This is a genomic window from Kitasatospora sp. NPDC056138, from assembly GCF_042264695.1.
In the GTDB taxonomy this organism is placed as follows: domain Bacteria; phylum Actinomycetota; class Actinomycetes; order Streptomycetales; family Streptomycetaceae; genus Kitasatospora.
In genome coordinates this window covers 24,975-50,121 of record NZ_JBHJVK010000030.1, presented here as the reverse complement: position 1 = coordinate 50,121, position 25,147 = coordinate 24,975, and the positions used below count along the sequence as shown (strand labels likewise).

Sequence of the window (25,147 nt, the reverse complement as noted above, 5' to 3'; positions counted from 1 at the left end):
CAGCTCGACCGGCCGGGGCGGTGCCGGCACCCCGGGCTCACCCGGCCTGCGCAGCCCCGGCGGTCTCGGTGGCCTCGGTCGGCGGGGTGAACGGCCCCCAGGTGAAGGCCGGCAGCCAGGGCCCGGCCGGCGTCCCGCCCCAGTCCAGCGCGGCGATCTGCCCGGCCGTGCGCCGCCCGGCCAGCGAGCGGTAGAGGTCGTACTCGCTGCCCCGGAGGGTGGTGACCGGCTCCCCGGTGCCGATCGTCCAGTCCGCGTGGGGGGCCTGGAGGCGGAACGCGGGCAGGCCGTGCGCGCCCACCGAGGCGGAGAGGCCGGTGGCCAGCAGGTCCAGGGCGTCCGGGTAGGCGGGGTGGTCGGCGGGGACGGGCAGGTCGAGGGCGCGCCGCAGGTCGGCCTCGTGGGTGAACGCGTCCATGGTCATGACGCGTACGTTCCGGGGAACCGGCTGCCCGGCCGGCACCTCGATCCGTCCGGACAGCTGCGACCACTCGGTGAGCAGCTCCGCGACGCCCGCCTCCCGCAGGGCCTGCTCCCCCTCGGCCACCATGACCCGGATGTCGGCCGGATCGCGCACCGCACCGTCGGCGACCAGCCGGCAGACCGCGACCAGGTGGGCGACCAGATCCCGCCCGGTCCAGTCCGGACAGGCCGGGACCGGGAGACCGGCCGCCTCGGGACGGCTCTCCAGCAGCCCGGCGATGTTCTCCCGACAGCGCCCGTAGGCCTGGTGCAGCGGCACCCGCTGCCAGGACGACGCGGACTCCTCCCGGTACTGCTGCTGGTTCGTGACCATCCGTGCTCTCCTCACCGTCGGCCGGTCGCCCGGTCGGCCCGGGCAGCGCCGACCGGCCTCTGACGACCAGTCAACCACACAGGGTTGGATTTCCCTACTGACTGATCGGTCACACCCGTCACCCCTGGAGCGGGCCTGTCGATCGGCGACCCGTACGGCGCCCGGCGCCGTCCTGACGGACCGTCGGGCGACGCGGGCCGCGGCCCGGTCGAAGCCACGGGGTCGCACCCTAGGCCCTGGAGTCCACTCCAAGTCAACGTCCTACGGTGGAGGACGTGACCATCGCCTCCCGCGCGCTGCCGGCCGAAGCCTGTGCGGCCACCGGACTGCCGGCCGGCCGGCCTCCAGGGCAGGCACGGCCACCGCCCCTGGCACTGGACGCCGCTCGGCTGACCCTGCCGGGACGCCGGGGAATCGCACAACCGACCTACTGTGGACCGTTGTTGCGCCGACTTTGAGCCCTCGTACCGGTGAAGTGGCGATCGGCCCCCGAAGCGCCGACGGCAGGTGGTATCACGGAGGCGACCGGGAGAGGAGCCCTGATGACCCGCTACGCCGTCGACCCCGCGCGCCACGAACTCATCGCCACCTGGGAGACCGGCGAGGGCGATCTCGCCACCCGGGTCGCCGCCGTGCCGGAGGCGTCCGATCCGGTCCGGCTGACCCGGCTCACGGCGGCACTCGCCCGGCTGTCCACCGCCGCCTGGCACACCTACACCCACCCGGCCGCAGCCGTGGACCCGCTCGACCCGGGCGAGGGCGACTGGCGGCGCGAGCAGGAGCGCGGCGCGTTCGGCGAGGCCCTCCGGGCGATCACCCGCCCCAACCTCCCCGACCGGGCGGGGATCATCCTGGAGTACAGTCCGCTGCTGGAGTTCGCCCACGAGGTCGGGCGGGCCCTGCATGCCCTGGCGGACCGGGAGTTGACGGCGGCCGTGCGCGAGGAGGTCGGCGTCGAGCTCGCGGCCGTGGAGAGCGCCGAGCTCGGGAGCCTCACCGGACGGGCCGGGCAGGCCGTCCTGCTCAGCCTGGATGACGCGTCACCGGTCCAGGTCGCCGCCGCCGACCAGCTGTTCAGCCAGGACCCGTTCGGCCAGGAGGCACTGTTCACCGCCGTGGACCCGACCTCGGCGGCCGTCGCGGCGGCGCACTGGCTGCACGCCGCCGCCGAGATCGCCGCCGAGCAGTCCGGCCACCCGACCGCCTCCGTGATCCGCTTCGCCGACGACATCGAGGCCCTCCCGCACGAAAGCCCCACCCACGTCCTGCAGTTGCTGGAGACCGGGATGACCCCGTACGACGCGGTCACCGGCCTGGTCGGCGACGCCCTCCAGGTCGCCGACGGCGTGCTGCCCGACCTGGTGGCCTTCCGCGCACAGGTCGCGCCGGTGGAGGACCTGATCGCCAAGTACGGTGCCGACGACCCCAAACTGCGGGCGGAGCTCTCCCGGATCCGCCTCACCCCGCTCGACCCGTGGCGTCCGGCCCGCGACCTCCTGGAGGACCTGGTCTCCGCCGTCCACGGCTGCTGGCTGCTGTACGCCGAGCACCTCGAGGACGCCCGGGACACCCATCCGACCGAGGACGCACGGGCCGCGCGGGGCGAGGAGGCGCTGAGCCGGAAGGCGTTCGCCGACCTGGTCCGGGCCAGGGCCGCCCGCCACCGGGACCGGCTGATCTGAGCCCGCCGCACGGCACACGACGGGTCGACGCCGGCCTGCAGCAGAGCGTCGTACCGCTCGACCCGCTGCGGATCGTCACCCGGCGACTGGTGCGCGACGGCCAGGCTCTGGAAGCCGTAGTCGAACACCGTCTGCTGGTTCCACGGCACCGGCTGACCGCCCTTGCAGGGCGAGTCCGCCGCGAAGTACCGGCGGTTCCCCTTCGAGACGTCCAGCAGCCGGGCCAGGATGTGCCGGTCGGCGGCGGCATCGGACTCCGCGACGGCCTCTCGGCCCGGTCGAGGTGGGTGGCACCGTACCCGTGGGGGTCGCCGGTCGTCACGGGGATGCGCCGGACGGCGGGCGTCCGCAGGACGAGCCGGGCGCCGGGACCCGCCGGGTGATCGGCTGTGGGACCTGCCTAGTCGAGGTCGAGGCGCCGGTCGGCGAGGCAGCGCCGCCACAGCTCGAAGGTCAGGTCGGCCTCGACCAGCGACTCGTGGACGAAGGCGGGGTCGGCGAGTTGGGGCCCGGCCATCCGCCGTACGGTGGCCAGCAGGTGGGAGGACGTCCGGCGGATCCGCTCGGCGTGGACGGCCTTCAGACGCGGCACGAACCCCGCCATCAGCTCCGGGCCACCCGGCTGGCCGCCGGCATCGGCCGGCTTCTCGTCGTACACGGAGGGGACGGGCGGCAACTGCTCCTCCGACAGGTGCGGGACCGGGGCGGTCCGCCGCGCCGCGGGTTCGTCCCGGCCGAGGATCCGGGTGAGCAGCCGCCGGGTCTCCTCCGAGCGCTGGATCTCGTCGGCGAGCTTCTTCAGGGCGTCGAGCAGGCACGGGATGTCCTGCTCGTTCTCCTCGGACGCCAGGCGGCCGATGTCCTCGGCGAGCGTCCGGCCCCGGGCCGTGGCCCGGGCGAGCAGGGCGTCGCAGGCGTCGAGCTCCCCGAAGGCCCGCTCCGTGGCCCGTACCGACTGCTGCACCATGTCGCCCACGTCACCGTCGAACCGGCCGACCGTCCTCGCGAGTTCGGACTGCGGCAGCAGCGCCTCGAACAGGTCCGCGCCCGGCACACCCACTACCGTCCCCATGGAAGCCATCGCAGGCCCACCCCTCTCTCCGTGATCGGTCTCCCCAGCCGGAAGCGATCATGAACCACCTCCCACCGGAGCGCCACCCCCAAACCTGGGAAACGGGATCGCGGATCCGACCGGTCAGGTGGAACGGACCCCGGGGCGGGCCCGGCTGCGGGACGAGGGCTCAGGGACGGATCCGGGTCCGGACCGGCCGCGGGTGGGCCGGCCGGCCGCAGGTCACCGGCGGCGGCTCCCGGTCGTCCCGGCGCCCGGACGACCGGTCGGCGTCAACTCGCTGCGTCCACGAAAGAGTAGAGACTGCGCATGGCGCTGACGAGAACCTGGCCGTACTGGTTGAGGGCTCGGCCGTCGGGGGTGGTGAGCGGTCGGCGGGCGACCAGGCGGCCGAGGATCCCGCCGGGGTGCAGCAACGTTCCGGCCCGGGGCAGGTTGACCAGTACGCACTCCTGCGTCTGCGCGGGCCCGCACTCCAGCAGTCCGGCCCCCGGCCGGCGGAAGACCAGCCGGTCGCCCTCCAGCGCGTACACACCGCCCGCGGGGGCCTCCAGCAGCAGGCCCGCCGGGGCGGTGTGCCTGATGGTCAGCTGCACCGCCTCGACCGGGTCCAGGTCCGGCTTGCCGAGGGTGCTGTGGCCGTGCCGCTCGGCGAAGTGGCGGACCATCGTGGGCAGTCGGCCGGCGCCGAGTTCCAGTTCACCGAGCAGCCAAGTGGAGCCCAGGACACGGCAGTTGATCTCAAGGGCGGCCACTGAGCCGTCCGCGCGCAGCGCGAAGTCGCCGCCGAAGATGCCCCGGTAGCCGAGTTCGGCGAGGCCGTGACCGATCCGCTCCATCGCCTCGCGCCCCTTCGCCAGGGCCTGTGCGGGCAGCAGGGCGGGAGCGTGGAAGTCGGTGCCGACGTACCCGCCGAAGCCCGAGCCCAGGCCCTCCAGGCCGGTGAGCTGGACCGCCGGGCGCAGCACCTCGGGGGCCCCCTCCCGGGGCACGAACCCGTGGAAGCTGAAGGTGGTGTCGCCCGCGTACTCGCTCACCAGCCAGCGGTCTCGCCGGGGCAGCTCACCGGCCTCCCGCTCGCCGGTGATCAGGTAGGTGCCGTTGCCGCCCGAGCTCTTCGGCTTCTGCGCGACGAAGGTCGGCCCGAACTTCCCGCTCAGCACCGGGTAGTCGATGCTGTCGACCACCACGCTGGCGGGGGCCGGCACCCCCAGGTGCTCGAACCAGTCGCGCATCAGGACCTTGTCCGTCAGCAGCTCCGCGCCGCCGGGCGCGGGCGGCACCAGCAGCAGCGCACCGGTCCGCTCGATCGCCTGCCGCCAGTGCTCGCGGTACGTCCCGTAGGCCGTCAGCCCGAACTCCCGGCCGCGCCACCGGCCGCCGACCAGCGTCGGCAGCAGGCCCATCAGCTCCTCCAGATGGCGTCCGCTGAAGGTGTCCTCGCGGCGCGCGGTCTGCTCCTCCAGCGAGTGCATCCGGGCCCCGAACCGCTCGGCCCAGCCGAGATCCGCCCGCTCCGCGGTCAACAGCTCGGAGAGACAGCCCGTGCGCAGCAAGGGCAGCAGGTAGAGCGGGCGCGCGGCAAGCCCCAGGTACCCGGCGGGGTGCAGCAGACGCTCGACGTCATCAAGGGAAGCGATCACGCGATGGATTATGCATCGCACCACCCCTCCCCCATTCTGATCAACTTGTCGGAGTAGAGGGAACACTGATGATGCATTAGACTGCCCGACCGCCCGTCGGCCGTCCCCTCCGGGGACGCCGCAGGGGACGGCCTCCGGGTACGGGGAGGCCTCAGTGCCCCCTCACGCACATCAGCCGGCCGCCGGGTCCGAAGCGGGGCCCGGCGCTCCGGTGTGCGGGCCTCGGCCGCCAGGCCGGTGGCGGGCCGGCCCGACCAGGCGGTCGCCGGAAATTCGGGTGCGACCCGGCAGTGGGCGACGGCAGGATGACGGGGCTTCAGTACCGACCGGTCGAACACGAGGACCCGACATGACCTCCGAGGCGCCCAAGGCCCCCGGCAACACGCAGACCATTCCCACCGGGACCCAGGCCCTCCCGGGCCCCGACCCGCAGACGGAGGCCGTCCTGCGCGCCTTCGTCCGGGAGGGACGGCTGACCCGGCTCCCGGCCAAGCGGGGCAAGCGGATCGTCGTCCTGGAGCACGTCGCGGCACAGTCCTTCCGGCCGGGCGCGAGCTACACCGAGCCGGAGGTCAACGAGATCCTGCGGCACTGGTGCGAGGGTGGCGGCACCGACCACGCCGCGCTCCGTCGAGACCTGGTCGAGGAGCACCTCCTCGGCCGCAAGGACGGGGTGTACCGGCTCCGCGACGCCAGTGGGGCCGACCCGTTCCGCCAGGACGTACCGGCCCCGGGCGCCAACTGAGCCGGCCCGGGGCGCGGGTGAGCGCGAGCGCCGGGGCGCAGGTGCCGGGCCGGGGCCTCCCGTAGGGTCCGGGCCGGCCGAAGCGGCCGCGCACACGGCCGGCCGGACACTGCGCGGCAGGAGGTGCGCCGCCCGTCCCCACAGCCGTCGGTCCTGGCGCGGAACGCACCGCAGCACCGCCCGCTCCGCAGACAACTCACCGAGCACCACTCGGAGTTCGGTTCCGCTTCGACGGCTCCGGGCGGTCGGCGGTCATCGCGGTGGTCCGGACCCGGTGGGCAGGTCCGGCTTCGCCAGCAGGGCGACGAACCTGCGGAAGGCGTTCTGGCAGGTCGCGTACCGCTCGTAGGCCCGGCTGGAGCGCGCCACCGGGTTCCCCCGGACGCCGGGGACCGCCCAGTTCCAGCCGATCCCCTCCCGGACGTGGGTGATCCTGGCCACCAACGTCGGTCCGGCGGCGGCCAGTTCGGCGAACGCCCGCTCCGCCTCGGCCGCCGACTCGTACACGGGCGAGGACACCGCGACCACCCGCCCGTTCGGGGCCTTCAACTGCCACCGGAAACCGCCGCCGGCCACCCGCTCGGCCTGTAGACCGTCCCGCCCGAGGCGGGCCGCCCCACTCTCTCCGGCACGCCCTGAACCCCCCACCACCGCCCCCGCGGGACTCGTGCTGAACGTCGACGCCGGGGGCAACGCTACGTGTGCACACGGGCGGCCGGAAGGGCGGAGGGTCCACCGGATCCTCCTCTTGGCGCAGACGTTCCCCCTCGTTCATCTCCGCCCGCCCAGGACTTCCCACCGCCCTTCCCCTCCCGCTCGGGACTTGCCCCCAGGGCCTCCCGCTCAGGGCCTCCCGCTCAGAGCCTCCCGCTCAGGGCCTCCCGCTCAGGGCCTCCCACTCAGAGCCTCCCGCCCCGGACGCCGGGCTCGACGGAGCCCGTTCCCACCCCGGCGGGGCCGTTCGGGACCGGCCGCTCCTGGAGCAGCAGCCGCACCCCGACCGGGCTCTGTGTCAGCCGGATCCGGGGTCTGACCCTCGCCCCCGGGACGGCCCGGATCCGCCAGCGCTGCAGCACGACGGCCAGCGCGACGGTCGCCTCGGCGAGCCCGAAGGCGTCGCCGATGCACTTGCGCGCCCCGGCACCGAACGGGATGTAGGCGTCGCGCTGGGCGCGGCCGACCCGCTCGGCACGCCATCGGTCCGGGTCGAAGCGGTCGGGGTCGGGGAAGACCTCGGGGTCGCGGTGCAGGGCCGAGGGGCTGTACACCAGGTCGGCACCGCGCGGGAGCCGGTGGCCGCCGAGCTCGGTCTCGGTCAGGGTGGTGCGGCTCAACAGCCAGGACGGCGGCCACAGCCGGAGCACCTCGGTGAGCAGTCGTTGCAGCTCCGGCAGCCGGGCGAGGTCCTGGTAGGACGGCGCCGCGCCGCCGAGCACCCGGTCGAGCTCGTCCTGCACGCGCCGGTAGTGCACGGGATGGGTGGCCAGGCTGTGCAGGGCCCACGAGATGACGGCCGAGACGGTCTCGATCCCGCCCGCCATGAAGGTCAGCACGTCGTCCTGGACCTCCCGGTCGGTGCGGGTGCCGGCGGCACTCGGAGCCGCCGCGAGCAGCAGGGTGAGCAGGTCGTCGTAGCCCTCCTCGCCCCGGTGACCGGCTCTGCGGTGGCGGCTCATCTCAGCGATCGCCGCGGCGGTACGGGCCATGGCCGCGTCGAAGCGCCGGTTGACGGGCAGCGGGAGCCGAGCGGCGGCAGGCACCAGCACCCTGGGCGCGAGCCCGTCCAGCAGCAGCGGGAGATCGCGCTGGAACTGGCGGACGATCCGGTGCGAGACCGGATCGCGGAAGAGCGAGCGCGTCAGACTCGCGGTGGCGAGCCGGGTCATCTCCTCCTGGACGTCGATGGTCTGCCCGGCCGCCCAGCCGTCGGCCTGCTCGCTCGCGCAGGCGGCCATGCTCTCGACGTAGCCGGGCATCCGGCCGTGGTGGAAGGCGGGCTGGAGCAGCGGGCGTCTGGTGCGGTGCCGCCCGTTGCCGCAGGTCGCCAGCCCCTCGCCGAGCATCTGGACGGCGGCGCTCATCCACGGGCCGCCCTTGTCGTACTCGCTCCGCCCGCTCACCAGCATCTGCCGCACCAGGACGGGCGAGTTGACGACGTACGCGGTACGGCGGCCGAGCAGGATCCGCACCACCGGGCCGTGCGCGCGCAACGCCTCCAGGAACCCCACCGGGTCGGCACCCAGCCGTCCGAGGTGGCCCAGCACCGGAATCGCCCCCGGTATGAGGGGCACCGTTTCGTCACTCAGCATGATCGCAGCCCTCGAAGTCGACGGCAGGGTTCGCATGCGGCCGAACTCCAGCCCCACGGATCGGAGTTACTTACGGTTCCCATGCAAACACGTGAGGCGACTGGTACTCAAGAGCACGGACCGTCCAGTCGGTCGGCAGCACCCGGCCAGGGGCCCGGTCCGCCGTCGGCCCCTCCCGCCGTCGGCCGCTGCGGCGCAGCGGGTCGGGCCGGGAGCAACCGGGGGCTGCACGCGGCATAGTGGCCGTAGTGGGCCCTGTCCGAGCGACCGTACGGAGGCCGACCATGGCCAGACATGTCGAGTACCGCAGGATCTACGCCGACGCCGAACCCGCGGACGGTGTCCGCGTGCTGGTGGACCGGGTGTGGCCACGGGGGCTGCGCAAGGACTCCGGGGCGTTCGACGTCTGGATGAAGGACGCGGCGCCGTCCACCGAACTCAGGCGCTGGTACGGCCACGACCCCGAGCGCTATCGTGAGTTCCGCCGCCGCTACCTCGCCGAGCTGCGCGACCCGGATCACCAGGAGGCTCTGCGGAGCCTGGCCGACCTCGCCGACAGCGGCCCGCTGACGTTGCTCACCGCCAGCCGCGACGTCGACCACAGCCAGGCCGCCGTGCTCGCCGACCGGCTCTCCGGTGCCGGCGGTAAGCACCCGTGAACACCGCCCCGACCGCCCCGGGCCGACCCGTCCGTGAGCAGGAGTTGCCGATGCCGCCCACCGACGTCCCCCGCCTGCTGGCCGATCTCCCCGAGTGCATCGCCGCCGCGTCGGCGGAGCAGCGTGGAGCGCTCTGGCGGCTCGCCGAGCCGGGGCGGCAGCTCGACGCCAACCTGGTTCGCCTCCCGGCTGGCGGCGCCGTCGAGGAGCACGTCGAGCCGCTCCTGGACGTCCTGCTGCTCGTGGTCGAGGGCAGTGGGACGCTGTGGTCCGAGGGGCGGTCCCAGCCGCTCACGGCCGGAGCACTGGCCTGGCTGCCGCGCGGCTCCCGCCGGGCACTGCGTGCGGACCCGGCGGGACTGGCCTGGCTGACCGTGCACCAGCGGCGTCCGGGCCTGACCGTCCAGCCCGCCCGAGCGGCGGCGGCCGCACCGGCCGAGAACACCGAGGGCGGAGAGCCGGCGTGCTGGTCGAACCGGGTCTGCCCCGCCTGCGGCCGGTTGGCCGAAGGCACTGCGCCGTCCTTCTGCAGCCGGTGCGGCGAACGCCTGGAGACCACCTGAGCCCGGTCGGGCCCTGCGATCGCGGTCCTGTCTGCCCGTCTGCCCGTCTGGCTGACTGACTGACTGACCCTGGACCATCGCGTCCACGGCGTCGACCGGCCCCGGGCGCCTCGAACTCCTCCTACCGGAAATCGAGATCGGCATCCCTGTCGGTCACCGTCTGCGCAGCCCCCGCATCGTCCTGCGGACAGCGGTCACGCCGGCGGCCGACCCGCTCCCCCGGCACCTCGCGCCCGACTCCCCTTCAGGCCCGGCCACCTGGGACGGCCGCCAGGACAACCGCTACGACGAGGCCGCCGCGTTGCGGGCGCGGATCGCCCGCCGCAGCGCGCCCGGGAGCGGTCCGGCCGCCGGGGCCAGCTTGTCGATCCGCGTCCGGAACTCGCGGCTCTGACGCCAGGTCAGCACGGTGCGCAGCTGGGCCGCGTCGGCGAGGGCCACCAGTGCCGCATCGTCCGGGTCCACCCGGGAGAGCGGGCCGCGCAGGGCCTGCGTGACCGCCTCGGCCAGCGCCTTGCGCACGCGCGAATCGCGCGGGGTGACCCGGGCCGCGGGGAACAGGCCGAGCACGCGGTACTCGTCCACCCTGATCCAGCCCGCCGCCGCCAGCCCGTCCCGTACGGCGCGCGCCGTACGGGAACGGCGCCGCCCCACCCAGGACTGCCAACTGCGCGGCCGCTCCGCGCGGATCTGCCGCAGCACATCGGCGAGGACCGGGTCGAGCCCGGCGGGCTCGCTCCCCACGGCGGCCGGTCCGCGGCCGTCCTCGCGCAGCAGGCCCCGGCGGAGCAGTTCGGTCAGCGCCGCCGCGCGCAGCAGGAAGTCGAGGTCGCGGACTCCGGTGAGGCGCTCGCGCTGCGGGTCGTAGGCGAGCAGGTAGAGCTTTCCGGGAAGGGTTTCGGGCAGTTCCATGGCGGGCTCCATGAGGCTTCGGCGTAACACGGCTGAGTGCTGGCTGAGTGCTGACGGATCAACGCGGGGGATGCGGGCACAGCTTCGGCTCCCGGCCCGCCCGACCCACCCGGCCCGCCCGGCGTCCGGTCCCGCGACACCCGCAGGCTCGCGACGCCGCAGGCTCTCGGCACCGCAGGCACGCGACGCCCGAGGCCTCCCGGCGCCCGCGATCTCCCGGTGCCGGAGGTCTTCGGCCTCCGGCACCGGGCCCTGCGGTCAGGGAGCTCCCGCTCCGGAGCCCCCCTGACCGGTGCCCCCGGAGTCGGGGGCATCGGAGTCAGGGCCGTCGGAGTCAGGGGCGCCGGAGTGGGGGGCGCCGGAGTCAGGGGCGCCGGCGCGGGTGCCGCCCGGCTCCGGGACCTCCTTCGTCGGACGTCCGCGGCGGGGCAGCCGGGCCACGCCGCCGGGCATCCGGGCAGCGTCGGTGAGCGCCCGGCGGAGCAGGAACTCGATCTGCGCGTTGGTGCTCCGCAGTTCGTCCGAGGCCCATCTGACCAGCGCGTCGTGGACCGCCGGGTCCAGGCGCAGCAGGATCTTCTTCCGCTCGGTCGCCACCGCGTGCTGCTCCTCACTGGATCTACTGGTAGAGCGAGCCGGTGTTGACGACCGGCTGGGTGCCCCGGTCGCCGCAGAGCACCACCAGCAGGTTGCTCACCATGGCCGCCTTGCGTTCCTCGTCCAGCTCGACCACGTCGCGCTCGGCAAGCCGGTCCAGGGCCAGCTCGACCATACCGACCGCGCCTTCCACGATCAGCCGACGGGCCGCGACCACGGCACCGGCCTGCTGGCGCTGCAGCATCACCTGCGCGACCTCGGGGGCGTAGGCGAGCCGGGTGATCCGGGACTCGACCACTCGGACGCCCGCCGAGGCCACCCGGGCGGCGATCTCCGCGGACAGCTTGCGGGTGATCTCGTCCGCGCTGTCGCGCAGCGACATCTCCCCCTCCTCGTGGGCGTCGTACGGGTAGCTGTTGGCGATGTGCCGGACCGCGGTCTCGGTCTGGATGGCGACGAACTCGGTGAAGTCGTCCACCTCGAAGATGGCCTTCGCGGTGTCCTCGACCTGCCAGACCACGACCGCGGCCATCTCGATCGGGTTGCCGTCCGCGTCGTTGACCTTGGTGGTCTCGGTCTCGTGGTTGCGGATCCGGGTCGAGATCCCGCGTCGGCTGGTGAACGGATTGACCCAGGTCAGGCCGTCCGCCCGGATGGTGCCCCGGTAGCGGCCGAGCAGCTGGACCACCCGTGCCCGCCCGGGAGAGACGGCGGTCAGGCCACGCGCCAGCAGCAGGCCGAGCAGGATCAGCACCGGCCCGGCGATCAGCAGGGCGGTGGCGACGCCGGTGGCGCCCGACGCGTGCTCGTTGCCGCCGACGATGATCAGGGCGGCCCCGCCGAGCAGGAAGAGCATGGTGAGCCCGAGCATCGGCAGCCCCGGCAGGCCGACCATCACGCGTTCGGTGACCTTCGGGGCCGGGATGTCGAGGACGAAGTCGTCCGCCGTGTCGGCGGGGGTGTGCGGTGTGGTCATCGGACCGGGTTCCTCTCCTGCGGTGTGGCACGAACCTAGCAAAGTGATATCACTTTTTCGAGCCCCGCAAACCCCGCCCACCCGACAACCCGAGCCAGGGCCAGGCCCGAGCCCGAGCCCGGGCCGCGACAGAGCCAGAACCAGAGCCAGAGCCGGGGCCGAGCCCGACGGCGCCGGATACGATCCCCCCGGGGAACGAGGGGGGCCACCCATGCTGCTCACGCTGTCCGGCGGCGCCGGGGCGGGAAAGACCACGCTGGCGGAGGCGCTCGCGGAGGATTCCGCCGCCCGAGAGCGGCCGGCGACCGTCCTGCACGGCGACGACTACTACGTCACCGAGCCCGCCCACGGCGGCATCTGGACCCCCGACGAGAGCGGCACGCTCCGCCTCGACGTCGGCGATCCGCGCTCCGTCGACTCCCGGCGGCTGGACTCCGACACCGCCTCCGCCCTGGCGGCCTCACCCCTGGTGATCGTCGAAGGACTGTTCGCCTTCCGGGTCCGACCGCCCGCCGGGCACCACCGGTTCGACGTCTTCGTCGACCTTCCGGCCGACCTGCGACTGGCCCGCAAGATCCGGCGCAAGTGCCTCGACGACGGCTTCCCCCTGGACGTCCTGCTCGCCAACTACCTCAACCACCGACGCGCCGCGCACACCCGCCACGTCGAACCGGCCCGCCACCTCTGCGACCTCGTCGTCGACGGTGCACAGCCCTCCGCGCGGACCGCACGGCGGATCCAGGCGCACCCACGGTGGACCCGGGGCGACTGAACGAGCCGGCGGCACGCCGACGCACCTCATTGCGCCGGACCGCCGCACCGGCGGCACCGCCGCCGCACCACTCGCTTCCGCCACGCATTCCCGCCGGCTCGGACAGCCGGCGGGAAACACGCCGGAATTCCCGCCGCCCCACTGATTGCCTGTCAGCAATTTCCGCCGCACACCAGTCCCACCAGCGACGATAAGGGTACGCACTTATCCGTCGGAACCCGGCGGGCCACCCGAGGCGAATCCGACTCCGGGCGGGGTCGGCGGGAATTCTGCATTCACGGAACAGGCGGCCGCGACCGGGGGAATCCGCACTCCCGCAGCAGCCCTCACCCGGCACGGCCAGGCCCGACCCGGGACGCCGCGCCCTGGCAGCCGGTCACCCGACCACCACCCGCGCCGATGCCGCCGGGCGTCCTCCGGCCACCCCCCGGGCAGCATCCCGCACGGAGGCGCACGCACAAGCCGGACGTCCACGAACGAAGCACCGGCCGGAGGGCGGAACTCGGCACACCCCGGCGCCGCACAGCGCGGGCCCGGCCCACCGGCACGCACCGCACGGCCCGACGCCGGCGATCCCACCGGCCTCGCCGGCCCCATCGACCCCGCACCCGCCGCAGCACGCCACGGGCACACGGACACACGGGCACGGCCGACTCGCGACACGGCCGTGACGCAGCCGCGGCTCCGCCCGCATCCCTCCTGACGCCCCCACCCCCGCGAACGGTTGCCCCTCCCGGAGGAATTCACCGAAATGTGGTGTATGTCACGATGCCCATGACACCCCGCCTCCGGAGCCCCGGACGACCCCCCGGGCAGCCCCCGAGGCAGCCCCCGGACGGTCTCGCCAACCCCCCGCGACAGCGCCGACCTGCCGTTTCCCGCACCCGGTGGACTGTGCACGACCACTGCGGCGGTACCCTGGAGATCTTGCTGACGGGAAGTCGGTGCCGGGCCCCACGCCCGAGCGGCCGAGTGCCCACGGGATGCGTGCCGCCTCCGCCCTCCGCCGGTAAAGCACGGGAGAGCGGTTCCCCGCATCCTTCGGGACAGTGCACCCTTTGGGACAGTGCGCCGATAAGCCCTCAAAACTGGACATAAGACCCAACATCTTCCGCAGACAGTGATAGGCGCCCCTTGACTCAAGACTGAGGGGGATGAAGATGTGATGAAATTAAGTGTCCGATCCGACTGACGGACGGTGAGCTCCGGAATCCATGCACCAGGGGGATACGTTGGCTGGCTCGCAAATAGACGACGGCCCTACCGGGCAGATGGCGGTCCGCGCCAAGAACCAGCCGCCCGTCGCACCGCCCGTCCGCAGCACGGTCGGCGTGCTCCAGTCGGAGCGTTCGAAGGTCGTCCGGGTGTACCGGCGGCTGCTCCCCGAGCGCAGCCGTGCGGCGATCGCCGGCATGGTCCCGTACGAGCTCCGCACCCAGGTGATCCACCGGCTGTCCCGCACGCTCTCGGTCCAGCAGAAGGTCGCCACGGTGCACGGCGGGCTGCTGGCCAAGCGCCACCCCGCGCTGTTCGAGTCCGGCCGGGTCACGCTGCTCCAGGTCGGCAAGGCCCGGAAGATCGTCAGCCTCCGCCCGGACGTCTCCCCGCGGCAGGCCCGCAACGACAACCTCACCCTGGTGCGTTCCGCCCTCGCCGAGGCCGGGATCGACTGCTTCGCCGTCCGCGGCATGCAGGAGACCTCCGCCGTCCTCGCCGTCTCCCGGGCCGACCGGCCGGCCGCGCACCGGGCGCTCGCCGCACTGTGCGGCACCGTCCCCGGCTACGTCTCGGCCGTGCCGTCCGACCGGTCCACCGTGCCGACCCGCTCCGAGCCAGGCTTCGAGAAGCACACCTGGACCACCCTCGCGCAGGCCGAGGTCATCCGGATGACCTGGTTCCACGCCGACCCCGGCGCCACCTACGTGCTGGGCCACGAGTACGGCTGCGACATCGAGTTCTGGGTGCCCGAGGACGGCGATCTGGTCGCCCCCCGCCGCAACCGGGTGACCGAACGGGTTCCCGCCTGGCACGAGCCGGTCGACGGGCCGGTCGGCATGTTCACCCGGCTGGAGGCCTGGGACCGGCCCGACAACCCGGTCCCGACCCGGCCCGAGTTCGTCCACGCCCTGCCCGAGGACATCCGCTTCCCGATCGACGTGGTCTACACCTGGGTGGACGGCAACGACCCGGCCTGGCAGCGCCGCCGCGCCGAGGCCGACGGCTCCGCCCAGGACCTCAACCCCGAGGCCGCCAACGACGCGCGCTACATGAGCCGCGACGAACTGCGCTACTCGCTGCGGTCGTTGCACCTCAACGCGCCCTGGGTGCGCACCGTCTACCTGGTCACCGACGACCAGACGCCGTCCTGGCTGGACACCTCCAACCCCCGGATCAAGGTGCTCAGCCACCGGGAGATATTCCGCGACCAGACGGCCCTGCCGACCTTCAACTCGCACGCCATCGAGAGCCAGCTGCACCACATCGAGGGACTGTCCGAGCAGTTCCTCTACTTCAACGACGACGTCTTCCTGGGACGTCCGATCTCTCCGCAGCTGTTCTTCCACTCCAACGGGCTGAGCAAGTTCTTCCCCTCGGTGGCCGCGGTGCCGCTGGGCACCCCCTCACTGCTGGACTCCCCGGTCTCCGCGGCGGCCAAGAACAACCGCCGGCTGATCGAGGAGGACTTCGGCAGCACCCTGGTGCAGAAGATGCAGCACGTGCCGCACGCGCTGCGGCGCGAGGTGCTCTCCGAGATCGAGGAGCACTTCAAGGAGTTGCACCAGGCGACCTCCGAGGCCCGCTTCCGCAGCCCCTCGGACCTGTCGGTGGCCTCCTCGCTGCACCACTACTACGGCTACCACAGCGCCCGTGCCGTGCCGTCCGAGCTCAAGTACGCCTATCTGGACCTGATGCACCAGAGCACCTCGCGGCGGCTCGCCCGCATCCTCGCGGCTCGCGACCTGGACGTCTTCTGCATCAACGACACGGTGTCCGACCGCAAGGACCTGCCGAACCAGCTGCAACTGCTGCAGCCGTTCCTGGACGCGTACTTCCCGCAGCCCAGCCCCTTCGAAAAGCGCTGACCCTTCCCGCCCGGGGACGGCCCCCGGGCGGGTCGGGGCGTGGGGCCCCGCGCCCCGAAGGCGCCGTCAGACGGTGGTCCAGGGGCCGAAGGGGCTGGCGCTGTCCGCGGTCGACTGCCGGGTGGTGTGCAGCCGGGCGTCGACGCCGATCACGGCCGCCACCATGCGACCCGTCGAGTCCTCGGCCAGGGCCGGGGCGTACACCAGCTGCCCGCCGCTCTCCGCCCAGCCGACGCCCGGCGTGCCAGGTGCGGCGACCAGCAGGCTCAGCAGCCCGGAGCCGGCGCGGTCGGCCACCGCCGTCCCGCTGCCCGCGCCGTTCCTGCCCGATCCCCAACGGGCCGCGGCGATCTCCCCGGTGCCGTCGTGTCCGCCGAGGACGGCCGGCAGCGGCGGCCAGTGCACCCCGTCGGACTCCTGCCGGTAGACCACCACGTTGGCGGTGCCGGCCTCGCGGTAGTACAGGGTGAGCCGGCCGGGTGTGGACTCCACCGGGGTCACCGCCCCGGCGACCGGCACCGGGATGCCGATCCGCTCCATCCGGAACCCGCCGCCCGCACGCTCCTGCCGCCAGCGCAGCACGCCGTGGGTGTCGGTGGCGAAGACCTGGACCGCGCCGTCGTGGCCGGTGAAGGCGGTCACCGCGTCCTGCAGGACCGAGCCGCCGAGCTTCTGCCACGGACCGAAGCCGCCGCCGGGCAGCTCCTGGCGGTGGCTCAGGCCGTGGGCGAAGTTGCGGACGAAGACGTGCAGTCGCCCGTCCGCGTCGAAGGCGGTGGCCGGCGCGCCGATCTCGCGCCGCACCCGGTGGTCGGAGTTGCCGTAGTCCGGGCCCTCCAGCGACTCCCAGGCGCCGAAGTCACCGCCGGGCGCGGTCTGCACGGCCCGGACCACCTCGGCTCCGACCGTGTCCTTGTCCCCCGCCCAGCGCCGCAGCGCGACCAGCTGGATCCGGCCGGACCGGTCCACGCCCACCTGGAGCCTGGGCAGCAGCCAGTCGCCGGTCAGCTGGCCGGCCTCGCCCCAGCTGCCGCTCCCCGGGGCGCGCTCGGTCCAGTGGGCTACCCGGCCGCCGAGGACCGCGAAGGCGTTCAGCCGACCGGTGCCGTCCTTCACCAGCCAGTCGGTGGCCGGGGTGTAGCGGTAGGCGCTGCTGATCAGGTGGGTGGAGTCCCCGGGGTCGGGCCGCACCTGGTAGTCACCGCAGTTGTCCGCCGGGCACGGCGCGCCGAAGCCCGCGTACGGCATCAGGTAGCTGCGCTTCTCGGCCTTGGCCGCGGCGCTCAGGTTGGACGGCCAGAACTTGCTGGTGTAGCCGCGGAAGTGCTCGACCACCGGCCGGGCGCCGGTCTCCTCGGTGTACGCACGGAGGGCGGCCAGCACGAACTGGGCGGTGGCGGTGTGGTCGATGTGGTCGGCGGGCGAGATGCCCGGCTGGTACGGGTCGTGCTCGGGGTCCGGGTCGAGCGTGCGGACCACGGTCGGCCTGCGCTGCTTCAGCAGGTCGAGCAGGCAGGCGGTGACCCGGTCGCGGCTGAAGTCCTGCGGCGCGGTGACCGGTGCACCGGTTCCGGGCAGGGTGCTCTCCAGCGGGACGTCCCCGGACCAGAGCGTCCGCATCCGGACGCCGGTGCCGTCGGGGGCCTTGGCCGAGCCGTGCAGGTTCTGGGCGAGGTTGAAGAAGTACAGCTGGACGGCCGGGCGCTCGGCGAGGGTGCAGCGCTCCACCTGGGCACCGTCGCCGAGGGTCACCACCTCGCGGCGCCAGGCGGCCCGCTGGTTGCCGGTGGCCATCAGCGCGTACGCCGAGCGCAGGCCGTTGTGCCGGGCCTCGGTGTAACCGGGCTTGTCCGCCGGGGTCTTCTCGTGTTCCCGGTCGTCGTCGGTGGGACTGTTCCTGCCGTCCGCCTCTCCCGCGGTCAGCACCGCGGTCGCCACCGTGGAACCCTCCGCGATCGAGCGCTGGAGCAGCGGGTTCATGAAGTACAGGTCGTCGTCGGGGTGGGCGATGATCTGCAGGTACGAGCCGCGCCAGCGCTCACCGGCGGGCGCGCCGCCGGCCCCCGCGAGGTCCGCCAGCACGGTCGTGTCGGGGGCCGGGGCGGCCCGGAACATGCCGCCGAGACCGGTCAGCGAGAGGGCGGCCAGTCCGGTGCCGAGCACGGTCCGGCGGCCCCACTCGCGGCCGGCCCGCCGTGGCCGTACGGCTTCGGGCGCGCCGTCCTGCGTGTCCTGCGGTGCTGAACTCGGGCTCACGGGCCGGTCCCCCTTGTGCAGTGCCGGGGTCGACCGCGCTCCGATGGAATGCCGGTCCCCGCGTCAAGATCTCCGTCGGGGAACAATACTAAAATTCACTATTCGAGCCTTCGGGACCGGTGCCCGAGCTCGGGTGCCGGGGTGACTCACTGCGATGGGAGCCGCACCGGGAGCGTCGGACCACGGACCGCCTTTGAGCGGCGGCCGAGTCGCGATGATGATGGACGGGTGGAGGAAGAAGTGTCCGGCGCCGCAGGCCCGGAGGCGGACCTCGCGGCGGGCGCCTACGCGGTCTCGGCGGAGTTCTACGACGTCCTGCACGGCGCGGAGTACCGGCGGCACGCGCTCGCGCTGAGCGGTCCGGCCGCGGCCGCCCGGGTCGGCATCGTCGAGCTCGGCGCGGGTACCGGCCTGGTCACGGGCATCCTGCTCGGCGCCTCGTCCGTCCCCGTCGACGTGGTCGAACCGGCCGCAGCCATGCGGACGGTCCTGCTCTCCCGGCTCTCCGCCGCCGGCCCCGACGCCCTCGGCCGGGTGACGGTCCACCCCTGCCGGGCCCAGCAGCTCGCGCTCCCGGCCCGGGCGGACCTCGCCGTCTGCTTCCGGGTGGTCGCCTGCCTGCCGCCGGTCGAACGCCACGCGGTCTGGCACTCGCTCGCGGGCTGGTTGCTCCCGGACGGCCTGCTGCTCATGGACCGCCCGCCCGCCGCCCTCCCCGCCGGGCCGAAGCGCCACCGGGTCGGCGAGGCCCGCGTCGGTGCCGACACCTACAGCGCCTGGCTGACCGAACGCCCCGAGCACGACCGCATCCGGCTGGACTACCTCTACCTGGTGCACCGCCGGAGCCGGGAGATCCGCCGGGCCGAGGAGACCTTCCACCAGTGGCCGTTGACCGACGAGGAACTCGACGACGAGCTCACCGAGGCGGGCTTCCGCCGGGAGGACGAGTGCGCTCCGGACGTCCTGCGGCTCCGGCGGCTGGGCCGGCGCCGCTGAGCCCGCCCGCTCCCGCGAGCCCGTCCGCTCCTGCGGGCCCGTCTACTCCTGCGAGCGCGCACCGCCGAAGGACATCGCCAGCGCGACCACCCAGCCGATGAACGTCCAGCCCAGGAACAGGTTGACGACCACGACGGCCCCCTTGTTCCGGGTGTCCCGCAGGAACGCAACCACGGTCGGGACGAAGTACATCACCAGCCCGACGATCAGGAATACCGACACTCCCCCGCTTCTCACCATGCCACGAGCGTACAAGTCCCTTGCCGCCCGGGACAGATGGAGGAATCCGCTCCCTTTCGCCAGCCGGCTGCGCGGCCCGGCCGGTCACCCAGCGTCGACGACTCTTCACCAATCCGCACCTCAGCCCCTACGATCGGCTGCGAACGGCCAATGGCACGCCCGCAACCCCCGGAAAGGCGGCAGCAATGCCCACCGTCAGCGTGGTCACCGTCGTGCCCGACGGCGGACACCACCGCCTCCCGGAGGCGTACCGCTCGCTGGCCGCCCAGCAGTTGCCCACCGGGTGGGAGTGGCAGTGGGTCGTCGAGGGCGTCCGGAACCTGGCGGAGGCCGGGCTGCCCGACGACCGCCGGGTCTCCCCCGGGACCGGCCCGAAGACCGCGCCGGCCTCGCCCAACGGGGCACTGGCCAGGGCCACGGGCACGCTGCTGCGGACCCTGGACGCCGACGGGCTGCTCCCCCAGGGCGCGCTGCGCCGGGACGTCGAGATCATGACCGGGCACCCCGAGCTCGGCTGGTGCCTCTCCCCGGGCCTGGACCTGCTGCCCGACGAGACCCTGGCGGCCGGTCCCGACGGCCCCCCGGCCGGACCGATCCGCCCGGGCGTACTGGCGGACGGGCTCAGGGCGGGCCGGCTTCCCGCCCTGGGGACGACGCTGACCGCGCGCACCGACCTGCTGCGCGCCCTCGGCGGCTGGCCGGACCCGGCCGGTACGGCGGGGCTCGGACTGCTGCTGGCCTGTGAGGCCGTCGCCCAGGGCTGGATGCTCGGGGAGCCCGGCACGATCCGCTGCACGGACCACCACGTCCCGCTCACCGAGGAGACGGTGGCGGCCGCCCTCGGCCGGGTCGACGCCCTGCGGCGGAGCGGCTGGCGCTGGCAGAGCCCGCCCACCCTCAGCCGGTTCGAGCGGCAGCTCGGACAGTCCTCGGACCCGCAGTGGTCCTACGACCGCCGGATGGAGATCCACAGTGCCGTGAACTCGGTCCTGCACGAGGCCGACGACCTGGTGAAACGGCGTGCCAGAAACGGGTGTTGGACTCCCCCGGGCGAGATCTCCGAAGGCGGCAGCAACGTCGGCCTGGCGACGGCGGCCCGGGTCTGGGTGCTGGACCGGCTGGCGGCCAGGATCGACACCGCACGAGCGGTCCTCGACCAGGTGGAACACGACTGCCGCACCCACCGGGAGACCTGCCGGGAGACCTGCGGACACACCGGCGGGGACGCCCGCCCGGCCCCCGCCCGGGAGGGTGCGGAACCGGCCCCGGCGCAGGTCGCTCAGGCCCGCGCCTGACGGGTGTAGCGGGTGAAGAGGAAGTCGTCCTCCGCGAGGACGGCCGCCAGGACCATCGGGGTCCGGCCCGCCTCGCCCCCGCCGCCGCGCCGGTGAACGCCGCGCCGGCGCAGGCCGTCCTGGGGCAGGCCGTCCTGGTGCAGGCCGTCCTGGTGGAGAATGCGCGGGCCCCCGCCGCCCGTGAGCATCGGTGAGACGGTCAGACAGAGCTCGTCCAGCAGATCGGCGGCCCACAACCCGGCGAGCAGCCGCGGACCGCCCTCGCAGAGCACCCGGCGCAGCCCACGCCGCTCCAACTCCAGCACGGCCAGGGCCGGTTCGACCGCCTCCTCACCCGCGACGACCACCTCGGCGACCCGTTCCAGCGCCTGCCGGGCCGCGGCCGGCGCCCGAGCTGCGGTGATCACCAGCGTCCGCGCGCCGGGGGACGCCGGGGGGCGGCTGAAGAGGTCCGATCCGGGGTCGAGGTCCAGGCTGCCGCTCACCACGGCGATCGCGGGCGCCGGTTCCTGCCCGGCGGCGAGCCTGGCCCGCGCCAGCCCCGGGTGCACGTCGGCCGGCCCGTACCGCTCGCTGCGCGCCGTCCCGGCGCCCACCAGCACGACGTCGGCCAACCCCCGCAGCACGGCCAGCAGTTCCGCGTCCGCAGGACCGGACAGGCCGCCCGACCGGCCCTGCCACACCGCCGCACCGTCCAGCCCGGACACCATGCACGCCCGCACCCACGGCCGCTCCCCCACCACCTCGGCCGGATAGCGGTACGTCTGCGCGAGCCACCCGGCCCGGCCCGACTCCGGTGCCACTGCCATGGGTTGGGGATGGAGACGCTGCACGCCGACCAGTCTGCCACCCCCACCGTGGTGTGGGGCGCCGACCCGGCCGGACCGGCTGCGGACACCTCGGGGCACCACCGGTCGGCGCCCGGTCACAGCCACCGCCACAGCTACCGTCACAGCCGCCGTCGCACCGCTCACCGGCGCAGGACGACCGGGCCCGACCGGCGGGCGGGGCGGTACCGACGGCCCCGGGACCGGCCCCGCGCCCCACCGGTGACGGGCCGTCACTGCCGTCCGGCACCGGCCTCCACCGGACGGATCCGCAGCAGCGCCCGGGTCGGCAGGGCCGTCGCGACGAGGCTGAGCAGCACCGCGCCGGCTGCCAGCGGGAGCGCGGTGGTGAGCGGTACGTGGGGTGCGGCGCCGGTGATGCCCCTGGCGATCGGTACCAGGGTGATCCAGGCGATGACGCCGCCGACCAGCAGCCCGGTGGCGGCCACCAGCAGTGCCTCCCAGCGCATCATGCCCCGCACCTGACGGCGCGTGGTACCCGCGAGCCGGAGCAGTCCGACCTCTCGGCGGCGGTCGAGGACCGTCATCACCAGCGTGTTGGCGGCGGCGACGGCCGCGAAGCCGCCCAGCACCCCGGCCATCACGGTGTTCGCCCAGGCGCTGATCTCCTGGTCCCGGTCCGCCTGGGCGGCGTAGCCGGCGGCGTCCAGGACGGTCAGGCCCGGCGCGCCCAGCCCAGCCAGCCGCCCGACGACCGCCGCCCGGTCGGCCCCCCGCACGTCGCGCACCAGCACCTGGCTGTCGTACCCGGCACTCACGTGCCCGGCCACCGCGGCCCGGGGCAGCAGCAACTGTCCGAACCCGAGACCGCGTTCGTACGTCGCGACGACCTTCGGCTGCACCCTGGTGCCGTCGCCGAGCCAGAGCGGGACGCGGTCACCGACCTCGACGCCCAGACTGTCGGCCAGTGTGCCGGCCAGCGCGACCGTGTCGCCGGAGCCCCCGAGCGCGCTCAACGACCCGCTGCGGACGCCGAGATCGAGCACCTCGGGCAGCTGCGCCGGGTCACCGGAGACGCCCAGCGCGGGCGCCGAGGCAAGGACGTCGCCGGACCGGTAGACCGCCCCGGTGCGCAGGACGCCGATCGCCGCCGCCACTCCCGGCACCCGGACGGCCCGTTCGGCGGTGTCGGCCGGGAGTCCGGCAGCGGTGGAGCCGAGCACGTGGTCGGCGACGACCCCGCTGCGCACCTGCTCGCCGGAGACGTGCCTGATCGTGCTCTGCATGAACAACAGGGTCCCGCAGAAGGCGGTGACCATCACGATCGGGGTGATCGCGGAAGCCAGCCGCCGGGCGTTGGCCCGGGTGTTGTCGGCCGCCAGCGAACCGGGGGCGCCCGCGCCGCCCGCCCGCAGCGGCAGGCCGAGCACGGTGGTGGCCGTCCGGGCCAGCAGCGGGCCGAGCAGGGCGACCGCCAGCAGGAAGCACATGACCACACCGAGGGCGGTGTTGGCGGCGTCCGCGCCGCGCAGGTCGGCGGCGACCACGGCCAGCACCACACCCCCGGCCGCCGCGACCAGGCCGATGGCCGTCCGTACCGCGCCGGGACGGCCACCCTCCACCGCGGTCTCGCCCAGTGCCTGGCTCGGCCGGAGCCTGGCGGGCCGCCGCGCGGCCGAGTAGCCGGAGGCGAGCGCGGCCAGCAGGCTCAGCGCCACCGCCGCCAGCATCGGCAGCGGACCGATGTCCAGCCTGACCCCCTCGGGCACCGCGCCGCGCGAGACGAGCTCGTCGAACCACCAGCGGGCCAGGGCCAACCCGGGCAGCACGCCGAGCGCGGCGGCGACCGGGGCGACCAGCACCGCCTCGGTGGCGATGGTGCGGCGGATCTGGCGCGGGGTGGCGCCGATCGCGCGCAGCAGGGCGAACTCGCGGGCCCGTTGGCCGGTGGCCAGCGCGACCGTTCCCGCCACCACGAAGACGGCCGTCATGACGGCGATTCCGCCGAAGGACCCACCCAGGCCGGTGAGGACCTCGGCCCCCTGTGCCAGGGCCGGCTGTTCCGCCGCCGCGCGGTCGTCGCCGGTCAGCACCTCGGCGTCGCCGCCGACCGCCTGCCGCACCTGCCGGGCCAGCTCGTGGGCCGAGACGCCCTCGCGTGCCGTGACGGCGACGGCGTCCACCCGGCCGGGATGTCCGGACAGCTGCCCCGCCACCGCGTCGGCGAACCAGGCGCTGCCGCCGCCCGGCTGTGCCGGGACCAGGCCGGATATGCGGTAGTCCGCGCCGCCTGCGGGAGCGGTGAGCGCAACCCGGTCACCGGTCCGCAGCTTCGCGGCCCGCGCGGTGGCTTCGTCCAGCACCACCTCACCGGCGCCGGGGGCGCGGCCCCCGGCCGGCGCGGCGGTGCCGGGGGCGGTGATGCCGATCGACGAGTAGCCCCGGCCGGTGAGGCCCGGCAGTGCCGGGGACTGCACCGGGAAGGCCAGATCGGGCACGGCGGCGGCGACCTTGGGCCGGGCCGCGATCCGCGCCGCCAGCGCGAGGTCCACCCGGGCGCGCTCCGGCAGCGCGGTCCTGTTCTCGTCGGTGTCCGCTCCGTGTCTGACGCTGATCCTGACGTACGGATCGGCGGCGACCACCACCGGCGACTGCGCGTACCGCACGGGTGCGAGATGCGCGGTGAGTCCGCTCTGCAGCAGGGTGCCGCAGGCGGTGATGATCGCGGCGCCGAACAGCAGCGCGACGAAACTGCCCACGAAGGACGCGGGCCGGAAGCGTACCGAGGCACGCGCCAGACCGTTGCTCATGCCGCCGCACCCGCCGGCCGCCCCTGCGCCACCGCCGTGAGCGAGAGCATCCGGTCGGCCACCGCCGCCGGCTCGGGGTACCACAGCTCGTCGGCGATCGCACCGTCCGCCAGGAACAGCACCCGGTCCGCGTGCGAGGCGGCCACCGGGTCGTGGGTGACCATCACGACGGTGGCTCCCATCGTGTCCACCGCCTGCCGCAGCAGCCCGAGCACCTCGTGCGCCGTTCGGGTGTCCAGCGCGCCGGTCGGCTCGTCCGCGAACACCACCTCGGGCCCGGTGATCAGCGCACGGGCGATCGCCACCCGCTGCTGCTGCCCGCCGGAGAGCTGACCGGGCCGGCGTCCGCCGTGCTCCGCCAGACCCACCCGGGCCAGCAGTTCCCCGGCCCGCCGCCGGTCCTGGCGCTCGCCCGCGAGCCGCTGCGGCAGCAGCACGTTCTGCTGCACCGTCAGCGAGGGCAGCAGGTTGAACGACTGGAAGACGAAGCCGATCCGGCTGCGCCGCAGCTCGGTCAGCCGGTTCTCGCTCAGCCCGGTGATCTCCACGCCGCCGAGCAGCACCTCCCCCGAACTCGGCCGGTCCAGACCGGCCGCGCACTGCAGGAACGTGCTCTTGCCGGACCCGGACGGGCCCATCACCGCGGTGAAACTCCCGCGCGGCAGCACCAGGTCGACGCCACGCAGCGCCTGCACCGCACCTTCGCCCCGGCCGTAGCTGCGCCGCACCGCACGCAGCTCGATCGCCGGCGGCGCCGGATGCTGTTGCTCGGTGCGGGTGCGGTCGCGGCGCAGTGCCATGGTGTGCCTTCCTCAGCGGGTCAACGTCGTCGTCCACGCTAGGAAAACGGCCGCGGGCGGACCATGGTGGCCACTGGCCTCCCCGGCAGGGGGTTTACCCCCGTACCCGCCCCGGGGACAGCGCCACCGTCCGGGCCGACGCCGCCGGGACCA

At 74.3% G+C, this 25,147-nt stretch carries 21 protein-coding genes; 8 read left to right on the top strand and 13 right to left on the bottom strand.

Going from position 1 to position 25,147, the window contains the following annotated elements:
* Positions 1-37: 37 nt before the first annotated feature.
* Complete coding sequence (locus ACFC1R_RS19500; RefSeq protein WP_375940140.1) at positions 38-796, bottom strand: maleylpyruvate isomerase family mycothiol-dependent enzyme; 759 nt, start codon at positions 794-796, stop codon at positions 38-40.
* A 542-nt stretch (positions 797-1,338) separates the two neighbouring features.
* Here ACFC1R_RS19500 and ACFC1R_RS19495 point away from each other — a divergent pair.
* On the top strand, positions 1,339-2,478 hold the full coding sequence (locus ACFC1R_RS19495) for a hypothetical protein (RefSeq protein ID WP_375940138.1): 1,140 nt from the start codon (positions 1,339-1,341) through the stop codon (positions 2,476-2,478).
* Between the two features lie 400 nt (positions 2,479-2,878).
* On the opposite strand, the gene ACFC1R_RS19490 is transcribed toward ACFC1R_RS19495, so the two are convergent.
* Both ACFC1R_RS19490 and ACFC1R_RS19485 read right to left on the bottom strand, forming a co-directional pair.
* Positions 2,879-3,550 carry a hypothetical protein gene (locus ACFC1R_RS19490; protein WP_375940136.1) on the bottom strand — a complete coding sequence of 224 codons (672 nt, stop codon included), beginning with the start codon at positions 3,548-3,550 and terminating at the stop codon, positions 2,879-2,881.
* A 272-nt stretch (positions 3,551-3,822) separates the two neighbouring features.
* Positions 3,823-5,193: a hypothetical protein gene (locus ACFC1R_RS19485; RefSeq protein WP_375940134.1), complete on the bottom strand. Its 1,371-nt coding sequence runs from the start codon at positions 5,191-5,193 to the stop codon at positions 3,823-3,825.
* Between the two features lie 349 nt (positions 5,194-5,542).
* Here ACFC1R_RS19485 and ACFC1R_RS19480 point away from each other — a divergent pair, with 349 nt between their 5' ends.
* Complete coding sequence (locus tag ACFC1R_RS19480; protein WP_375940132.1) at positions 5,543-5,938, top strand: DUF2087 domain-containing protein; 396 nt, start codon at positions 5,543-5,545, stop codon at positions 5,936-5,938.
* A gap of 252 nt (positions 5,939-6,190) precedes the next feature.
* Here the strand turns inward: ACFC1R_RS19480 and ACFC1R_RS19475 are convergent, their stop codons facing one another.
* On the bottom strand, positions 6,191-6,514 hold the full coding sequence (locus ACFC1R_RS19475; RefSeq protein WP_375940130.1) for a DUF1508 domain-containing protein: 324 nt from the start codon (positions 6,512-6,514) through the stop codon (positions 6,191-6,193).
* A gap of 323 nt (positions 6,515-6,837) precedes the next feature.
* Positions 6,838-8,247, bottom strand: a complete 1,410-nt coding sequence (locus ACFC1R_RS19470) for a cytochrome P450 (protein WP_375940128.1) — start codon at positions 8,245-8,247, stop codon at positions 6,838-6,840.
* Positions 8,248-8,531: 284 nt separating this feature from the next.
* Between ACFC1R_RS19470 and ACFC1R_RS19465 the strand changes: the two genes are divergently transcribed.
* Complete coding sequence (locus tag ACFC1R_RS19465; RefSeq protein WP_375940126.1) at positions 8,532-8,906, top strand: DUF488 domain-containing protein; 375 nt, start codon at positions 8,532-8,534, stop codon at positions 8,904-8,906.
* A gap of 50 nt (positions 8,907-8,956) precedes the next feature.
* Positions 8,957-9,469: a hypothetical protein gene (locus ACFC1R_RS19460; RefSeq protein WP_375940124.1), complete on the top strand. Its 513-nt coding sequence runs from the start codon at positions 8,957-8,959 to the stop codon at positions 9,467-9,469.
* 282 nt (positions 9,470-9,751) lie between these two features.
* On the opposite strand, the gene ACFC1R_RS19455 is transcribed toward ACFC1R_RS19460, so the two are convergent.
* The 3 genes from ACFC1R_RS19455 to ACFC1R_RS19445 form a co-directional block, all read right to left on the bottom strand.
* Positions 9,752-10,381, bottom strand: a complete 630-nt coding sequence (locus ACFC1R_RS19455; protein WP_375940122.1) for a GPP34 family phosphoprotein — start codon at positions 10,379-10,381, stop codon at positions 9,752-9,754.
* Positions 10,382-10,639: 258 nt separating this feature from the next.
* A complete protein-coding gene (locus tag ACFC1R_RS19450) occupies positions 10,640-10,978 on the bottom strand; it encodes a hypothetical protein (RefSeq protein WP_375940120.1) in 339 nt (112 codons plus the stop codon).
* A gap of 22 nt (positions 10,979-11,000) precedes the next feature.
* Positions 11,001-11,954 (bottom strand): SPFH domain-containing protein, encoded by a 954-nt coding sequence (locus ACFC1R_RS19445; RefSeq protein WP_375940118.1) that lies wholly within the window; start codon positions 11,952-11,954, stop codon positions 11,001-11,003.
* 211 nt (positions 11,955-12,165) lie between these two features.
* Between ACFC1R_RS19445 and ACFC1R_RS19440 the strand changes: the two genes are divergently transcribed.
* Both ACFC1R_RS19440 and ACFC1R_RS19435 read left to right on the top strand, forming a co-directional pair.
* Positions 12,166-12,726, top strand: coding sequence for a uridine kinase (locus ACFC1R_RS19440; protein WP_375940116.1), 561 nt, complete (start codon positions 12,166-12,168; stop codon positions 12,724-12,726).
* Positions 12,727-13,958: 1,232 nt separating this feature from the next.
* Positions 13,959-15,809 carry a stealth family protein gene (locus ACFC1R_RS19435; RefSeq protein ID WP_375940114.1) on the top strand — a complete coding sequence of 617 codons (1,851 nt, stop codon included), beginning with the start codon at positions 13,959-13,961 and terminating at the stop codon, positions 15,807-15,809.
* Positions 15,810-15,875: 66 nt separating this feature from the next.
* On the opposite strand, the gene ACFC1R_RS19430 is transcribed toward ACFC1R_RS19435, so the two are convergent.
* Positions 15,876-18,065, bottom strand: coding sequence for a PIG-L family deacetylase (locus ACFC1R_RS19430; protein ID WP_375940112.1), 2,190 nt, complete (start codon positions 18,063-18,065; stop codon positions 15,876-15,878).
* Positions 18,066-18,293: 228 nt separating this feature from the next.
* Here ACFC1R_RS19430 and ACFC1R_RS19425 point away from each other — a divergent pair, with 228 nt between their 5' ends.
* The gene (locus ACFC1R_RS19425) at positions 18,294-19,061 is read left to right on the top strand and encodes a class I SAM-dependent methyltransferase (RefSeq protein WP_375940110.1); all 768 of its coding nucleotides are present in this window, start codon (positions 18,294-18,296) and stop codon (positions 19,059-19,061) included.
* A 42-nt stretch (positions 19,062-19,103) separates the two neighbouring features.
* Here the strand turns inward: ACFC1R_RS19425 and ACFC1R_RS19420 are convergent, their stop codons facing one another.
* Entirely contained in the window at positions 19,104-19,301 is a 198-nt protein-coding gene (locus tag ACFC1R_RS19420; protein ID WP_375940108.1) for a superinfection immunity protein, read from the bottom strand.
* 185 nt (positions 19,302-19,486) lie between these two features.
* On the opposite strand from ACFC1R_RS19420, the gene ACFC1R_RS19415 reads away from it, so the two are divergent.
* A complete protein-coding gene (locus ACFC1R_RS19415) occupies positions 19,487-20,596 on the top strand; it encodes a hypothetical protein (protein ID WP_375940106.1) in 1,110 nt (369 codons plus the stop codon).
* Here the strand turns inward: ACFC1R_RS19415 and ACFC1R_RS19410 are convergent.
* From ACFC1R_RS19410 to ACFC1R_RS19400, 3 genes are all read right to left on the bottom strand, one after another.
* Complete coding sequence (locus ACFC1R_RS19410) at positions 20,581-21,429, bottom strand: pyrimidine reductase family protein (protein WP_375940104.1); 849 nt, start codon at positions 21,427-21,429, stop codon at positions 20,581-20,583. The two genes, ACFC1R_RS19415 and ACFC1R_RS19410, sit on opposite strands and share 16 nt — an antisense overlap.
* Before the next feature lie 227 nt (positions 21,430-21,656).
* Positions 21,657-24,194: an FtsX-like permease family protein gene (locus ACFC1R_RS19405; RefSeq protein ID WP_375940102.1), complete on the bottom strand. Its 2,538-nt coding sequence runs from the start codon at positions 24,192-24,194 to the stop codon at positions 21,657-21,659.
* Positions 24,191-24,994 (bottom strand): ABC transporter ATP-binding protein, encoded by an 804-nt coding sequence (locus ACFC1R_RS19400; protein WP_375940100.1) that lies wholly within the window; start codon positions 24,992-24,994, stop codon positions 24,191-24,193. The genes ACFC1R_RS19405 and ACFC1R_RS19400 overlap by 4 nt, the downstream gene beginning before the upstream one ends.
* Positions 24,995-25,147 lie beyond the last annotated feature (153 nt).

Bases quoted from the DNA above. Each gene is read 5' to 3' on its own strand.
- ACFC1R_RS19500 (WP_375940140.1), bottom strand. From the start codon at position 796: ATGGTCACGAACCAGCAGCAGTACCGGGAGGAGTCCGCGTCGTCCTGG.
- ACFC1R_RS19490 (WP_375940136.1), bottom strand. From the start codon at position 3,550: ATGGGGACGGTAGTGGGTGTGCCGGGCGCGGACCTGTTCGAGGCGCTG.
- ACFC1R_RS19405 (WP_375940102.1), bottom strand. From the start codon at position 24,194: ATGAGCAACGGTCTGGCGCGTGCCTCGGTACGCTTCCGGCCCGCGTCC.
- ACFC1R_RS19400 (WP_375940100.1), bottom strand. From the start codon at position 24,994: ATGGCACTGCGCCGCGACCGCACCCGCACCGAGCAACAGCATCCGGCG.
- ACFC1R_RS19465 (WP_375940126.1), top strand. From the start codon at position 8,532: ATGGCCAGACATGTCGAGTACCGCAGGATCTACGCCGACGCCGAACCC.
- ACFC1R_RS19420 (WP_375940108.1), bottom strand. From the start codon at position 19,301: ATGGTGAGAAGCGGGGGAGTGTCGGTATTCCTGATCGTCGGGCTGGTG.
- ACFC1R_RS19470 (WP_375940128.1), bottom strand. From the start codon at position 8,247: ATGCTGAGTGACGAAACGGTGCCCCTCATACCGGGGGCGATTCCGGTG.
- ACFC1R_RS19460 (WP_375940124.1), top strand. From the start codon at position 8,957: ATGCCGCCCACCGACGTCCCCCGCCTGCTGGCCGATCTCCCCGAGTGC.
- ACFC1R_RS19440 (WP_375940116.1), top strand. From the start codon at position 12,166: ATGCTGCTCACGCTGTCCGGCGGCGCCGGGGCGGGAAAGACCACGCTG.
- ACFC1R_RS19495 (WP_375940138.1), top strand. From the start codon at position 1,339: ATGACCCGCTACGCCGTCGACCCCGCGCGCCACGAACTCATCGCCACC.
- ACFC1R_RS19445 (WP_375940118.1), bottom strand. From the start codon at position 11,954: ATGACCACACCGCACACCCCCGCCGACACGGCGGACGACTTCGTCCTC.
- ACFC1R_RS19415 (WP_375940106.1), top strand. From the start codon at position 19,487: ATGCCCACCGTCAGCGTGGTCACCGTCGTGCCCGACGGCGGACACCAC.
- ACFC1R_RS19455 (WP_375940122.1), bottom strand. From the start codon at position 10,381: ATGGAACTGCCCGAAACCCTTCCCGGAAAGCTCTACCTGCTCGCCTAC.
- ACFC1R_RS19480 (WP_375940132.1), top strand. From the start codon at position 5,543: ATGACCTCCGAGGCGCCCAAGGCCCCCGGCAACACGCAGACCATTCCC.